Source organism: Pseudomonas sp. J380, assembly GCF_009827115.1.
GTDB lineage: Bacteria > Pseudomonadota > Gammaproteobacteria > Pseudomonadales > Pseudomonadaceae > Aquipseudomonas > Aquipseudomonas paracarnis.
On the sequence record NZ_CP043060.1, the window covers coordinates 5,926,002 to 5,940,383 of the forward strand.

Sequence of the window (14,382 nt, forward strand, 5' to 3'; positions counted from 1 at the left end):
CCTGGCGCGGCCTGGAGTCTTGCATGTCTATGTTGAAAACCACGCTGCTGGGTGCTGCGCTGTGGGTAGGTTTAAGTCTTAGCCTGCCCGCTTCGGCCCACCCCAAGCTGCTGTCATCCATTCCGGCGGCAGGCGCACAGGGCGCCGCTCCCGCAGTGATTGAATTGCATTTCTCAGAAAACCTGCTGACCCAGTTTTCCGGGGCCAAGTTGATCATGACCGACATGCCGGGCATGCCCAATTCGCCGATGCCGGTGAAGGCCAGCGTGTCGGCGAGCAGCGACCCCAAGGTGATGTTGATCAAGCCGGTCTCCGCACTTACCACCGGCAGCTATCGGGTGGATTGGCGTGCCGTGTCGTCCGATACACATCCGATCACCGGTAATGTGGTGTTCAGCGTGCAGCCATGAGTGAGCTGATCTCCATCGCATTGCGCTTCGCGCTCTATCTCGACCTGATGATGCTATTTGGATTGGGACTGTTCGGCCTTTATGGTCTGCACGCTGAGCAACGTAGATGGCTCAATCTAAGGGCATGGATGGGATTGACGGGCGGCTTGGGGCTGGCGTTTTCGGTGGCGTCGCTATTGGTCATGACCCAATCCATGAGCGGCGCCACTGATTGGCAGGCGCTATGGCCGCATGTGCAGATGATGCTGTGGCAGACCGACTTGGGGCTGACGTGGTGGGTGCGTATCGCGGCGCTGGTCCTGGCGGCACTGAGCACTCATCTGGCGCTGGCCACGCTGTCGGCTGGCGTGGCGTTGGCCACCCTGGTGTGGACAGGGCACGGCGTAATGCACGAAGGCGTGCAAGGTGTGTGGCATATCGTCAGCGACAGTGCACACCTGTTGGCAGCGGCGGGTTGGGTGGGGGCGTTGGCGGCATTCGGTTTGTTGTTGATGCCTGCGCCGTTGCCACAGGATGATCGAGTGCAGGTTCTGGCCAGCGCATTGGCAGGCTTTGAGCGCATTGGCGCGGGATTTGTCTTGGTGCTGATCGGCACTGGCGTTGCCAATTATCTGTTTGTTGTCGGGCCGAATCTGGGGGGCATCAACGGCGGAGTCTATGCGGTGCTGCTATGCCTGAAGCTGGGGTTGTTCGGCGTGATGCTGGCCTTGGCGGCGCTCAATCGCTTTCACCTGACGCCGCTTCTGCAACAATCTATCGCGGCGGGCGATTATAACGTGGCGATCCGTGCGTTACGGCGCAGCATGGCCCTGGAGTTTGGCGCTGTGGTGCTCATCCTTGGCCTGGTGGCCTGGCTGGGCACCTTGGCGCCTGACTAAGACTGTGCGCTTTTCAGGCATTTAAGCGCCTGGAAGTCGCTGCGGACCTTGTCGATTTTTTGGGTGAGTTTCAGGCGCTGCGCTGGGGAGCTTTGGGCCATCACGTCCACGAGCAAGCCGCGCGCGGCGGCTTCGGTCTGTGCGTAGGCGGCGCGGTATTGCGGGGTCCACAGGCTTTCGCGATCCACCAGCAGTTGCTGGATTTTCTGCGGGAAATCGGCATTGTGGCGTTGTTGCAGCGCCTCGATAAATTGCGCCTGCCAATGGGCGCGGTTGCCGATCCACGCTTGGTTTTGCGCGCCCAACTCGGCCGACCAGGCCGTGACGCGGTTTTGCTGGCCTGGGCTCAACGGGCCGATCCAGGCGTCCAGGCGCTTGCTCATGCGCTGGGCGCGTTCCTTGATCTGCTGGGTCAGCGGCGGCTTGAGGTATTCGTCCTGGCGTTTGCGCAGGTCCTTGGCCAGAGCATCGCTCATGTCCTTGACCTGCTGATCGTCCAGGCCTTGCAGCAATTGCACAGCTGAGGGCGTGATTTCCCGCGCAATCTCGGCAATTGCCTGTTTGGCTTCGACTGTACGGGTTTGCAATGCGGCGTCGGTGACCTGGTTACTGTCGACCATCTGCTGCAGGCGGTCGAGCCAGTCCAGGTAGCCAGGCAATTGCGTGGTGCAGTGCCAGGCCAGGTGTTCCTTGAGGGTGTCGTTGAACCAGCTCTTTTGCCCGGCATTCATGTCCAGGTAGTCGTTGAGGGTCCAGGGGATGATCACGTCGAGGTTACGGTAGGCAAGGCCCACGCGATTGCAGCCGGCGAGCACCAGGCTCAGGGTCAGCAGTACCATCAGGAATTTGAGCCGGCGCAACATGGGCAGGTCCTTGCATGGAGGGCGTTAATGCATGTGAACCTGCGCGGGGTGCGACAGTTCAGCCCATCAATAAAACGACCGCGCGGCCTTCAAGGTCAACAGCCCATCACATTGCGAGTTGTGTCCGGAGTAGGCCGAGCAGTCACTGCCGCTGAGGCTGGAGCCGCTGTAGATCAGGTCCAGGTCAATGCCTTTCCAGGCCCGGGAAAACTGTACCGACCAATCGCTGAAACTGCTGATGGCGCCGTTCTCTACCGAGACCGGTGTGCCCAGTTGATGGGTGGTGTATTTCATGCTGACGCCGATGCCGAAAGGCTGGGTGCCGCCCAGGTCTGCAAACAGGGTGCTGTCCTGGCGGTCGGGGTCGTTGCTGAAAGACACGCCAAAGCGGTTGCCCAACAGGTTCAGCCCGCCGTAGAACTCCTGGCTGTCGAGGGGGCTGAGCTTGGGGTAGCTGTAGTGGATCAAGCCGACTTCATAGCCCAGGGTCTGGTCGAACGGACGCTTGAAGCCCATGTAGGAGTCGACTTCAAGGTTATTGGCCGACGACAGGCCCATGTTCGGGGAAAACTGGCCGAAATACAGGCCGCTGTCGTGGGTAAGGTCCAGGCCTCCGTGGAACGAGTCGCTGCCAGGGGCGGTCGGCTTGACCAGGCCCTGGGCCATGGTGCGGCTGGGGGTTGTACCTAATTTCAGGTCGAAGTCACCCAATTCGCGCTGGAAGATATGCGCTTCGGCCAAAGGGCTGGCGACCAGGATGCTGACCACGAAAATACAGCGTTTAAGCATGCTTCACTCCATGAAAAGCGAGGAGCAGTAACGGAAAGATTCAGGCAGATGCCCGTGCTAGACGTGTGCAAGGATACCGGCGAATGCCAGGCATTGAGGCCCGTTCGTCGATTAGCTGCGTATTGAGGGTGTCGGGAGGGGGTGGCAACTCTAGTCCTAGCGCCTCGAAGGCAAGACGCTTAGGGACCAGATGCAGTGCGCGGGTATGACTATTACTTCTTGCCCAGGCTGATCTGCTTGGACGGGCCGAAAGTCTGGCCGCTCACGCCCTTGGCAATTTGCTGGATTTCGCCGCCGGACTTGAGGAACGCAGCAATCTGGCTGTTGATCGATTCGCTGGTTTCAACGGCGGGAGCTGGCTTTGCTTTGCTGTTGGATGCTTTTACACGCATGGCGGCCACTAACCTGTAGAAAATTAACTTGGCCAGCTATCGTACAGGAAATACTTGACAATTGCTTGGCAAATATCCCTCGAGAATAAGTGCTCGCGGCTGGAAATAGCCGAAGTTCAGCGCTGAAATAAAGCGCTAACTTACTGTTTTAGCTGGAAACCCAACGCCTTTGGACACGCTGATGGCCTGCTCAAAGTGAACCGAACGATCAGACGAGTGGGGCGATGCCACTGGAACGCCATGCCAGCCGCGATTTTTCAGGCGCGTGCGCGTGCAGGGCACAACTCGGGTAGAATGCCGCCCACGCAATGAGGGTATTGGAAATGGCTTTAGTCGGGCGCTACAACAGCTTGCAAGTGGTCAAGCACACTAACTTTGGTTTGTACCTCGATGGTGCGCAAGATGGCGAAATCCTCTTGCCTAATCGGTATATCCCTAAAGATATTCCCAGTGAAGATGAAGACTGGCTCAACGTTTTCATTTATCTGGACAGCGATGACAAACTTATCGCCACCACCGAAAAGCCCAAAGTTCAAGTCGGTGAATTCGCCAGTTTGAAAGTTGTGGAAGTCAACAGCATTGGCGTCTTCCTTGATTGGGGTTTGCCCAAGGATCTGCTGCTGCCTTATTCGGAAGAAAAACGCCAGATGACCGCGGGTGAATATTGCGTGGTGCACGTCTACCTCGACAAGCACACCAAGCGCATCACCGCCACCGCTCGCCTTGACCGTTACCTGGACAAGACGCCGGCGAACTATCAGGTGGGCCAGGAAGTCGACCTGCTGGTGGCCGAAGCCACTGACATGGGCTTCAAGGCGATCATCAACAACAAGCACTGGGGCTTGATCCACAAGAACGAAGTGTTCAAGTTCCTGCGCCCGGGCAAGGAAGAGAAGGGCTTTATCAAAGAGATCCGCGCCGATGGCAACATCAGCCTGAGCCTGCAGCCGGTGGGCCAGGAAGCGGCCTCCAGCCTGAACTCGAAGATCCTCGCCAAGTTGCGCGACAACAATGGCAGCCTGCCGGTCAGCGACAAAAGCGACCCGGCGGTGATCAGTAACTTGTTCGGCGTGAGCAAGGGCAACTTCAAGAAGGCCATTGGTGCGCTCTACAAGCAGGGCCAGATCGTGATTCATGCGGATCGCATTGAACTAAGCTGAGTACGCTTCGCTCTCCTGTAGGAGCGAGCTTGTTGTGGCGAGGGAGCTTGCTCCCGCTCGACTGCGTAGCAGTCGCAAGCTTTTTTGGGGGCGCTTCGCACCCCAACGCAAGCAAGCTTGCTCGCCACAACAAGCTTGCCTTCACAGTAGGGCTTGCTCATGTCCAGAAAGTCGTTGTATGCCTACCTCGGTACCTTGCTCGCCTTCCTGGTCCTCGACGGCCTTTGGCTCGGCGTGCTCATGGGGCCCACCTACAAATCCCTGCTTGGCGCGCTGATGCTTGATCAGCCACGCCTGTTGCCTGCGGTATTGTTCTATCTCCTGTATGTCCTCGGTTGCGTGGTGCTGGTTATCTTGCCCAGCGCCAGTTGGCAGCGCGCTGCGCGTTTGGGCGCCTTGCTTGGCCTGGTGGCCTACGGCACCTATGACCTGAGCAACTGGGCCACGCTTCAAGGCTGGTCCGCTGGGTTGGCGCTGATGGACATGGCGTGGGGCACGTGCCTAACCGCCATTTGCTGCACTGTTGGCCATTTGTGTGCAAATCGGCTGTGGCGGTAGAGGGCGGTTGATCAGTATTGAACCTGCTAATAACAACCCGGTACCGGCAGCGACCAACGCCGGTTGCAGGCCGCCACGGAGGTGGCTGCTGACCGACGCCAATAGTGGCCCGCTCAATTGGCCGACGGCGAAGCTGGCGGTCAGCAGCCCCGTGCTGCGTTGGTAGCCATGGGGTGCGACCTCCCTTAATCGCGCCATCACCAACTGCATGCAGGCCAAAAATGGCGCACCGCACAGCAACACGCCCAGCGCCAAGCCCCAGCCATTGCCCAGCAGGCAGGCAAATACCCCGGCCGCTTGCAGCCATAAAGTCGCCATCAGCCAGCGACGGGTGGTGTTCGGGTGCTTGCGGCGCAGGCTGGCCACCCCCACTCCCAGCGCGGCCGCCAGGCCAAAGCAGGGCCAGAACAGATCGGCCTGCCAGGCCCCGTTGAATTGAGCGCTGGCCATCTGCGACAGAAAAGTCGCCGGGATGATGTAGCCCAGGCCGTACAGGAAATAAATCCAGCACAGGTGCGCGATGCTGCCGTTGCTCCCCGCGCTGGAGACCTGGGTAACAGTGACGGCCGGCTTGGGTAAAAACGGCAGGATCGCCAGCAGCATCACCAGCGCCACCGTCCCGTAGATCAACCACAGCGCGGCAGAGCTTTGCCCTAATAGGTTCGACACCAGCGCCAGCAGCCCCGTCAGCACAATCCCCAACCCCGGCCCGGCAAACACCAGCGCACCCAGGCGCGGGCGGCCGGCGGCAATCGCCAGTGGCTGGCTCAGGCTGGTAATCATCACCAGGGCCCAGGCACTGGCGACCCCGGTGCCAAAGCGCAGCAACAAGTGCGGCCAGAACCCGTTAGCCCAGTAGGACGCCAGGGTCAGCAATACGCACAGCCACAAGCCGCCGTAGAGGCGCCCGCGCACATGCTGATGGCTACGGGCAAAGATCGAGTCCACCGCGCCGACGAAATAACCCAGGTAATTGGCGGCAGCGAGCAGGCCAGCGCCGGTCAGGTCGATCTGGCCTTCACTGAGCAAATGCGGCATTTGCGGAGTCAGGGCGAAGCGGCCAATGCCCATGGCCATCATCAGGGCGACGGAGCTGGCGAGTAAACGAATCAGCGGGGACATGTTCAGGTTTCCTGCAAAGAAGCGAATGCCTTGCAGGCTAAGATGGATTGACTTTCTGTAAAATTGAATAATAGTGAGTAACTTGTTCAGTTTTGGAGAAAGTAATGGAGTTCAGTCAATTGCGCATTTTCCAGGCTGTGGCGGAAGAGGGCTCCATTACCCGTGCCGCCGAGCGCCTGCACCGCGTGCCGTCCAACCTGTCGACCCGGCTTAAACAAATGGAAGAGCAATTGGGTGTCGACCTGTTCGTGCGCGAGCGCCAGCGTTTGCAGCTTTCTCCGGCGGGCAAGGTACTGCTGGACTACAGCACTCGCCTGCTGGCGCTGCATGATGAAGCACACGGCGCCGTACAAGGCGGGCAACCGGCCGGTGATTTCGTATTGGGCAGCATGTACAGCACCGCCGCAGTTCATTTGCCGAAGCTGCTGGCGCGCTATCACAAGACTTACTCCATGGTGAACCTTCAGGTGCAGTCGGCACCCAGTGGGGAGTTGCTGGAAGGGCTGATTACCGGGCGCCTGGATGCAGCCTTCGTCGACGGCCCGCTGACCATCGCCACCCTGGATGGCGTACCGCTGTGCGAAGAGCGCCTGGTGCTGATTTGCGAGGCCGATCATCCGCCGGTGCGTGGCCCCCAGGATGTGGCGGGCCGTGCGGTGTTCACGTTTCGGCGCAGTTGCGCCTACCGCACGCGCCTGGAAACCTGGTTTTCCCATGAGCGAGTGGCGATGGGGCGGGCGATCGAGATCGAGTCCTACCAAGGCATGCTCGCTTGCGTGATTGCAGGTTCCGGCGTGGCGTTGATGTCTGAGTCCATGCTCGCAAGCCTGCCCGGCAAGGACAGCGTATCCGTTCATCCGCTGACTGGGCCTTTTGCCACTGCGACCACCTGGCTGATGTGGCGAAAGGGCATGCTCGGCGCTAACCTCAATGCATGGATCGACCTGCAGCAAGACGGCAACCCACTGTGCGTGCAAGACACTCGCGCGATTGCTTGAACGATCCGTCAGGATTCGGATCAATTCAGTAATAGTTCGTTGTGGTTTCCTTCAAGCATTACCTAGGACTTAGGGCTACTATCACTGTAGGAAACGGCGACAGAACTCACGCCGGCCAGCACTACCCTCAAAGGGGGCAATCATGAAAGAGAAAATCCAAAACTGGCTCCACGACCTTGGCGTTGCGTTGGGCTTGATCGAGCCTCCGCTGCAACCGGTGCCGATTCGCACGGATGACGAGCAACGTCGGCCCCGTCGCCGCTAAAAAATGTGGGAGCGGGCTTGCTCGCGAAAGCGGTGTATCAGCCAACGGAAAGGTTGAATGACACACCGCTTTCGCGAGCAAGCCCGCTCCCACAGTTGTATTGCACTAGGCGAAAAAAACGGGCGCGACCTCCGACGTCGCGCCCGCTGAAGAAAATATCCCCGTTCCTGTTATAGCTCAAACCACCGCAGCCGCCACCTTGGCCGGCCGACGCGACAGCAAACTCACCAGTACAAAGCTCACCAGCGCCACCGCCAGGCTGTAGTAGATCGGCGTATTTGCATCCAACCCATCCTTGAACATAAATACCAGCGCGGTCACAAAGCCCAGGCTCATGGACGTGATTGCGCCCGAGGTGGTCGCGCGCTTCCAGAAGATCGCGCCGATCAAGGGCACCAACATACCGCCCACCAACAGGTTATAGGCCAGGGTCAGGGCGCTGATCACATCGTTCACCACCAATGCGATACCCAGCACGGCAACGCCGGTCAACAGGGTGAACAGGCGGTTGATGCGCAGGCTCGACGCCTTGCCGCCGCGCAGGCGGGGCAGCAGGTCTTCGGTTAACACAGTGGAGGCGGCGAGCAGGCCGGCGCTGGCGGTGGACATCATGGCGGCCAGCGCGGCGGCGATGACCAGGCCGCGAATGCCGTCCGGCAGCGAGGCTTTGACGATCGCGGCGAAGGCATTGTTGACGTTGTCCAGGTCCGGGATCAGCACATGGGCAGCCATGCCGATCAGCGCACAGGCCAGGCCGTACAGGATGCAATAGAAGCCGGCAAAAGTGCCTGCGTACTGGGCGACCTTTTCGTCACGGGCGGTGAAGACCCGTTGCCAGATATCCTGGCCGATCAGGATGCCGAAGAAGTAGATCATGAAGTAGGTGATGATCGTGTCCCAGCCGATCGCGGTGAAGCTGAAGTTTGACGCTGGTAGCTTGGCCACCAGTTCATCCCAGCCGCCGACGCGGTACAGGCAGATCGGCAACAGGATGAACATCAGGCCGACGGTCTTGATCACGAATTGCACAATATCGGTGAGGGTCAGCGACCACATGCCACCGATGGTCGAATACACCACCACCACGCCGCCGCCCACCAGTACCGACATCCAGAACGGCAGGTCGAACAGCACTTGCAGCACGGTGCCGATGGCCAGGATCGAGGTCACGCCGATCATCAGGGCGTAGGCCAGCATGATCACCGCGCTGGCCTGGCGGGCCATGGGGTTGTAGCGTTTTTCCAGGACCTGGGTGACGGTGAAGATTTTCAGCTTCAACAGGGGCTTGGCCAGGAACAGGTTCAGGGCAATGATGCCCGCGCCGAGCGCGGCGCACAGCCAGAAACCCGAAATACCATGCACATATCCCAGGCGCACGGTGCCGACGGTGGAGGCACCGCCCAGCACCGTGGCGGCCATGGTGCCCATGTACAGCGATGGGCCGAGGTTGCGGCCGGCGACCAGGTAGTCTTCGTGGGTCTTGGCGCGACGCATGCCGTAGTAGCCGAGCACCAGCATGCCGGCGGCGTAGATGAGTACGACGAATAAATCCAAAGCCATGACGGCGGTTCTCCGATTATATTTTTTATGGGCGATCAGGCGGCAGCTGGCTCGGTAAACACGCGAGCGAAAGTCAGGTACATCGTTGTCGGGGATCTGTGCGACCCCCTTGGTTGTGAGTGTGAAGACGCGGTTTTTATTGTTCTCAGCGCGTTCGCCTTATCAGCGATGCGCGACGCCAGGCAGTACGCAGAGCATCTCGTACAGCAAGTTGGCGCCCAGCAACGAGGTATTGCCGGTGGTGTCGTAAGGCGGCGAAACTTCTACCAGGTCGCAACCAATCAGATCGAGGCCCTGGCAGCCACGGATGATTTCGATGGCCTGGATGGTGGTCAGCCCGCCGATTTCCGGGGTGCCGGTGCCGGGCGCCCAGGCGGGGTCGATGCCGTCGATGTCGAAGCTCAGGTACACCGGGCCACCGCCGACTTTTTCTCGCACTTCGGCCATCAGCGACGCGAGGGAGTGATGCCAGCATTCTTCGGCCTGGACCACGCGGAAGCCTTGCTTGCGGCTCCAGTTGAAGTCTTCGGCGGTATACCCCTGGGCGCGCAGGCCGATCTGCACCACGCGGTCGCAATCGAGCAAGCCTTCTTCCACGGCGCGGCGGAAGGTGGTGCCGTGGGCAATTTTCTCGCCGAACATATGGTCGTTGACGTCGGCGTGGGCATCGATGTGCACCAGCCCGACCTTGCCATGTTTTTTGTGGATCGCCCGCAGGATCGGCAGGGTGATGGTGTGGTCGCCACCCAGGGTCAGGGGGATGGCGTCGTGCTCGAGGATCTCGTCGTAGGCCTCTTCGATGATCCGCACCGCGTCGAGCAGGTTAAAGGTATTGATCGCCACGTCGCCGATATCGGCCACCGACAGTGAGTCGAAGGGTGCGGCGCCGGTGGCCATGTTGTAGGGACGGATCATCACCGACTCGGCGCGGATTTCCCTAGGGCCAAAGCGTGTACCGGCGCGCAGCGAGGTGCCGATATCCAGAGGCACGCCGACGAAGGCGGCATCCAGGCCCTTGGCGGTTTGCAGGTGGGGAAGACGCATCATGGTGGCGATGCCGGCGAAGCGCGGCATTTCGTTGCCGCCCAGTGGTTGGTGGAAAATCTTGTCCACGGGATTGCCTCATCGTTGTTTTGTTTATTGATGGCCGATTCTGCGAAAAGCCTGGCTTAGGAAGAATCGGCAGAGGCAAATACTTAGTTCAGATTTTTCTAAACTAAAGCCTGAGTTAAACTCCCTGATCCCTGTAGGAGCGAGCTTGCTCGCGAAAAACGTCAACGATGATGCGCAGCCCCAGAATGTACGCGGCGTCCTCAGGTTTTTCGCGAGCAAGCTCGCTCCTACAGTTGATCGTTCCCACGCTCTGCGTGGGGATGCATCCTGTGATGCTCTGCGTCACGCTTCACTGGAGCCCCCATGGCCAACGCCTTGCCCGACCTGAAACTCCTGCGCATCTTCGTCAGCGTCGTGCGCCACCAAGGGTTTGCCAACGCCCAGCATGAGCTCAACCTGTCGACGTCGGCCATCAGCACCTACATGAGCCAACTCGAGTCAGCCTTGGGCCTGGTGCTGTGCCATCGTGGCCGTGGCGGCTTCAGCCTGACCAGCAAGGGTGAGCTGTTTCATCAGGAAACCCTGCGCCTGTTGGGCGAACTCGAAGGTTTCGAGCAATACGCCGCTGCGTTGAAAGGCGAATTGCGCGGCACCCTCAAGCTCGGAGTGCTCGACTCCACCGTCAGCGACAAGGCCTTGCCGTTCGCCGAAGTGATTGGCGCCTACAGCCTGGAGCACCCGGCAGTGCATTTGCACCTGTCGGTGATGAGCCCCTACGAATTGCAACTGGGGGTGCAGGACAACCGCCTGGACCTGGCCATCGGTGCGTTTTCCAACCGCATGAGCGGGCTGGTCTACATGCCGCTGTACCGCGAACAGCACTGGTTGTATTGCAGCACCCGGCACCCATTGTTCAACGAGCGGCGCATCCCGGAACAAGTGATCACCCAGCAACGCATGGTCGGGCGGGGTTACTGGAGCCAGGCGGAGTTGGCGCGCCACGGCTTCAAGCACAGCGCTGCCACGGTGGAAAGTATGGAGGCGCAACTGATTCTGGTGCTTTCGGGCGCTTATATTGGCTACCTGCCCGAACACTACGCCCAGGCCTGGGCTGACAAGGGCGACCTGCGCGTTTTGCTGCCGGCGACCTTCGGCTACCAGGCGCCGTTTTCGCTGATCATGCGCCGTGGCCGCAGCCGCGAGCCACTGATCCAGACCTTCCGCGATTTGCTCAAGACCCAGCTCAACCAGGCCTGAACACACCATGTCCCGACCCCATTGCCCGCGCTGCCTGCGCCCGACCACGCACTGCCTTTGTGCGCTGATCCCCCACCTCGACAGCCGCACCCGCGTGTTGCTGTTGCAGCACCCGAGCGAGGTCGGCCATGCGCTCAATACTGCACGGTTGGCGGCGTTGGGCCTGAACAACGCGCAGTTGGTGGTGGGGGAGGTGTTTGATGACCTGCCGACGCTATTGAACCCGCCTGGCTATCGGCCACGCCTGTTGTTTCCGGCGGATGAAGCCGAGCCGCTGCACGCCTACGCACCTGACGATCAGCCACTGCTGTTGGTGGTTCCCGATGGCACCTGGCGCAAGGCGCGCAAACTGCTGCACCTCAACCCCTTGCTGGCGGCGTTGCCCCGGGTGACATTGGCCGAAGGCGGCGTTTCCCGCTATCGCTTGCGCAAGGCGCCGGGGCCTGGCGCCTTGTCGACGGTCGAAGCGATCACGCAAGCGTTGCAGGTATTGGAAGCGCCGACGTCGTTTGAGCCACTGCTCAAACCCTTTGAAGCGCTGATCGAAGGGCAGATTGCTGCGATGGGCGATGAAGTATTCCAGCGCAACCATGGCGACCCGACATAAACCCGGCTTATGCCTTTAAGCCATAAGCACCACACTTTGCGTGATATGGCCCGCCGGCCTTTCCCGGTATGATGTGCGCCCCGCAGTCTGGATTGCGAATACGCCATGACCTTGCAGTACCCAACAATCGCCGATTGTGTCGGCAACACGCCCCTGGTCCGCTTGCAACGCATGGCGGGTGAAACCAGCAATACCCTGTTGCTCAAACTTGAGGGCAACAACCCGGCCGGCTCCGTCAAAGACCGCCCGGCACTGTCGATGATCGCCCGCGCCGAGTTGCGTGGGCAGATCAAACCCGGCGACACCCTGATCGAAGCCACCTCGGGTAACACCGGGATCGCCCTGGCCATGGCCGCAGCGATCAAGGGTTACAAGATGGTGCTGATCATGCCCGACAACGGCAGCGCCGAGCGCAAGGCGGCGATGACCGCCTATGGCGCCCAGCTGATCCTGGTGACCCAGGAAGAAGGCATGGAAGGTGCCCGCGATCTTGCCGAGCGCATGGCCGCCGAAGGCCGTGGCGTGGTGCTCGATCAGTTCGCCAACGGCGACAACCCCGAGGCGCACTACACCAGCACCGGCCCGGAGATCTGGCGCCAGACCCAGGGCACCATCACCCACTTCGTCAGCTCCATGGGCACCACCGGTACCATCATGGGCAACTCGCGCTACCTCAAGGAGCAGAACCCGGCGATCCAGATTGTCGGCCTGCAACCGATGGAAGGCGCGGCCATCCCGGGTATTCGCCGCTGGCCCGAAGAGTATTTGCCGAAGATCTACAACGCCACGCGGGTAGACCGCATCATCGACATGGCCCAGCGCGAAGCCGAAGACACAACCCGCCGCCTGGCCCGTGAAGAAGGCATCTTCTGCGGTGTGTCCTCCGGCGGCGCCGTGGCCGGTATGTTGCGCTTGTCCAAAGAAGTGGAAAACGCGGTGATCGTCGCGATCATCTGTGACCGAGGCGACCGTTACCTGTCGACCGGCATTTTCGACGAACCCAACTGATGGCCAAGCACGAGAGAGGCCTGCGCTTCCAACCGACGGGCGGCAGCCGGGCCCCACAGATACCCGTGGGCAAGAAACAGCGCCTGACCATTGAGCGCCTGGCCAATGATGGCCGGGGCATCGTGTTCTTTGAAGGCCGCACCTGGTTTGTGAACGGTGCGTTGGCCGGAGAAGAGGTGGAAGCACGGGTGTTGGGCGCCCATGGCAAAGTGGTCGAGGCGCGCACCGAGCGGGTGTTCCAGGCCAGCGAGTTGCGTCGCCCGGCACCCTGCGCCCATGTTGGCCGCTGCGGCGGTTGCAGCGTGCAGCACCTCCCCCATGAAGAACAACTTGCCCTGAAACAGCGCATGCTTGCCGAGCAATTGTCCCGGGTGGCCGGTGTCGAGCCACAGGAGTGGGCAGCGCCGTTGAGCGGGCCGGAGTTCGGTTATCGGCGCCGCGCCCGCGTGGCCGTACGTTGGGACGCCAAGGCGAAGAAACTCGAAGTGGGTTTTCGCGCCGTGGCCAGTCAGGACATCGTCGCTATCGATGATTGCCCGGTGCTGGTACAGGCCTTGCAACCGATCATGCAGCGTTTGCCAACGATGCTGCGTCGCTTGAGCAAACCGCAGGCGTTGGGGCATGTCGAGTTGTTCAGCGGTTCGTCCATCGCCGTGTTGCTGCGGCATATGGCGCCGTTGTCCGAGGCTGACCTGCAGATCCTCAAGGAATTCTGCACCTTCCATGACGCCCAATTGTGGCTGCACGGGGAAGGGCAGCCGGAGCCCGTCGAGCCGGGTCAGGCCTTGGGCTTCCGTTTGGAGGCGTGGGATCTGGAGCTGGCGTACCGGCCGGGCGACTTTGTGCAGGTCAACGCCGGGGTCAACCAGGCGATGGTCGCCCAAGCGCTGCAATGGCTGGCGCCACAAGCCGACGAACGGGTACTGGACCTGTTTTGCGGCCTGGGCAACTTCGCCCTGCCACTGGCTCGCCACGTACGCGAAGTGGTGGCGGTGGAGGGTGTACAGGCCATGGTGGACCGCGCGGCCCTCAATGCCGTCAGCAACCATTTGCATAACGCACAGTTTTTTCAGGCCGATTTGTCCCAGCCTTTGACCGACGCAGAATGGGCCAAACAGGGCTTTTCTGCGGTACTCTTGGACCCACCCCGCGATGGTGCCCTGGAGGTTGTGCGCAAACTTGCAGCCTTGGGGGCCAAGCGCCTGGTGTATGTGTCCTGCAACCCAGCCACGCTGGCGCGGGACACGGTTGAGTTGGTCAAGCAAGGCTACCGGCTAAAGCGTGCCGGGATCCTCGACATGTTTCCGCAGACCGCGCATGTCGAGGCCATGGCGTTATTTGAAGCGGGCTAGGATGCCCGTTTAATCCGACTGGCCTGCGTTCTCCAGGGCCTGAACACTGCCACGGAGCTCGCAGTAAAGTCGGCGATGATTTTGGCGCATCGAAGGTGCGTCGTAGGGAA

16 protein-coding genes and 1 pseudogene are annotated in these 14,382 nt (G+C 60.7%); 11 read left to right on the forward strand and 6 right to left on the reverse strand.

The genetic code is table 11. From position 1 onward, the window contains the following. The first annotated feature begins 23 nt into the window (after positions 1-23). Positions 24-410, forward strand: a complete 387-nt coding sequence (copC, locus tag FXO12_RS27110) for a copper homeostasis periplasmic binding protein CopC (RefSeq protein ID WP_003193103.1) — start codon at positions 24-26, stop codon at positions 408-410. Next, positions 407-1,288, forward strand: coding sequence for a copper homeostasis membrane protein CopD (copD, locus tag FXO12_RS27115; RefSeq protein WP_003193101.1), 882 nt, complete (start codon positions 407-409; stop codon positions 1,286-1,288). Before copC ends, copD begins: the two co-directional genes overlap by 4 nt. Here copD and FXO12_RS27120 read toward each other — a convergent pair. The 3 genes from FXO12_RS27120 to FXO12_RS27130 all read right to left on the reverse strand — a co-directional run bounded on the left by FXO12_RS27120 (position 1,285) and on the right by FXO12_RS27130 (position 3,332). Beyond that, positions 1,285-2,151 (reverse strand): DUF6279 family lipoprotein, encoded by an 867-nt coding sequence (locus FXO12_RS27120; RefSeq protein ID WP_057976198.1) that lies wholly within the window; start codon positions 2,149-2,151, stop codon positions 1,285-1,287. The two genes, copD and FXO12_RS27120, sit on opposite strands and share 4 nt — an antisense overlap. A 66-nt stretch (positions 2,152-2,217) precedes the next feature. Then, positions 2,218-2,940 carry a TorF family putative porin gene (locus FXO12_RS27125; RefSeq protein ID WP_057976196.1) on the reverse strand — a complete coding sequence of 241 codons (723 nt, stop codon included), beginning with the start codon at positions 2,938-2,940 and terminating at the stop codon, positions 2,218-2,220. Positions 2,941-3,152: 212 nt separating this feature from the next. Next, the gene (locus FXO12_RS27130) at positions 3,153-3,332 is read right to left on the reverse strand and encodes a hypothetical protein (RefSeq protein ID WP_003193095.1); all 180 of its coding nucleotides are present in this window, start codon (positions 3,330-3,332) and stop codon (positions 3,153-3,155) included. 323 nt (positions 3,333-3,655) lie between these two features. Between FXO12_RS27130 and FXO12_RS27135 the strand changes: the two genes are divergently transcribed. Continuing rightward, entirely contained in the window at positions 3,656-4,492 is an 837-nt protein-coding gene (locus FXO12_RS27135; RefSeq protein ID WP_054897831.1) for a S1 RNA-binding domain-containing protein, read from the forward strand. A gap of 159 nt (positions 4,493-4,651) precedes the next feature. Continuing rightward, a complete protein-coding gene (locus FXO12_RS27140) occupies positions 4,652-5,050 on the forward strand; it encodes a DUF2177 family protein (protein ID WP_080757723.1) in 399 nt (132 codons plus the stop codon). Here the strand turns inward: FXO12_RS27140 and FXO12_RS27145 are convergent. After that, positions 4,994-6,172, reverse strand: a complete 1,179-nt coding sequence (locus FXO12_RS27145; protein ID WP_160049780.1) for an MFS transporter — start codon at positions 6,170-6,172, stop codon at positions 4,994-4,996. The two genes, FXO12_RS27140 and FXO12_RS27145, sit on opposite strands and share 57 nt — an antisense overlap. Before the next feature lie 104 nt (positions 6,173-6,276). Here FXO12_RS27145 and FXO12_RS27150 point away from each other — a divergent pair, with 104 nt between their 5' ends. After that, positions 6,277-7,170 (forward strand): LysR family transcriptional regulator, encoded by an 894-nt coding sequence (locus tag FXO12_RS27150; protein WP_057976191.1) that lies wholly within the window; start codon positions 6,277-6,279, stop codon positions 7,168-7,170. A gap of 142 nt (positions 7,171-7,312) precedes the next feature. After that, complete coding sequence (locus tag FXO12_RS29245; protein ID WP_003193089.1) at positions 7,313-7,435, forward strand: PA1414 family protein; 123 nt, start codon at positions 7,313-7,315, stop codon at positions 7,433-7,435. A 177-nt stretch (positions 7,436-7,612) separates the two neighbouring features. Here FXO12_RS29245 and FXO12_RS27155 read toward each other — a convergent pair whose 3' ends face one another. After that, complete coding sequence (locus FXO12_RS27155; protein ID WP_057976190.1) at positions 7,613-8,995, reverse strand: sodium:solute symporter; 1,383 nt, start codon at positions 8,993-8,995, stop codon at positions 7,613-7,615. Between the two features lie 162 nt (positions 8,996-9,157). Beyond that, a complete protein-coding gene (gene speB, locus FXO12_RS27160; protein ID WP_160049781.1) occupies positions 9,158-10,108 on the reverse strand; it encodes an agmatinase in 951 nt (316 codons plus the stop codon). A 124-nt stretch (positions 10,109-10,232) separates the two neighbouring features. Here speB and FXO12_RS29250 point away from each other — a divergent pair. The 5 genes and pseudogenes from FXO12_RS29250 to rlmD all read left to right on the forward strand — a co-directional run. Further along, positions 10,233-10,343 (forward strand): annotated as a pseudogene (locus tag FXO12_RS29250) (outer membrane lipoprotein carrier protein LolA); the annotation flags it as partial. A 68-nt stretch (positions 10,344-10,411) separates the two neighbouring features. Then, entirely contained in the window at positions 10,412-11,305 is an 894-nt protein-coding gene (locus tag FXO12_RS27165) for a LysR family transcriptional regulator (protein WP_034128316.1), read from the forward strand. 7 nt (positions 11,306-11,312) lie between these two features. Continuing rightward, the gene (locus FXO12_RS27170) at positions 11,313-11,912 is read left to right on the forward strand and encodes a tRNA-uridine aminocarboxypropyltransferase (RefSeq protein ID WP_057976188.1); all 600 of its coding nucleotides are present in this window, start codon (positions 11,313-11,315) and stop codon (positions 11,910-11,912) included. A gap of 105 nt (positions 11,913-12,017) precedes the next feature. Further along, positions 12,018-12,920: a cysteine synthase CysM gene (gene cysM, locus FXO12_RS27175; protein ID WP_003193080.1), complete on the forward strand. Its 903-nt coding sequence runs from the start codon at positions 12,018-12,020 to the stop codon at positions 12,918-12,920. Next, positions 12,920-14,272: a 23S rRNA (uracil(1939)-C(5))-methyltransferase RlmD gene (gene rlmD / locus FXO12_RS27180; protein ID WP_034128319.1), complete on the forward strand. Its 1,353-nt coding sequence runs from the start codon at positions 12,920-12,922 to the stop codon at positions 14,270-14,272. Before cysM ends, rlmD begins: the two co-directional genes overlap by 1 nt. Positions 14,273-14,382 lie beyond the last annotated feature (110 nt).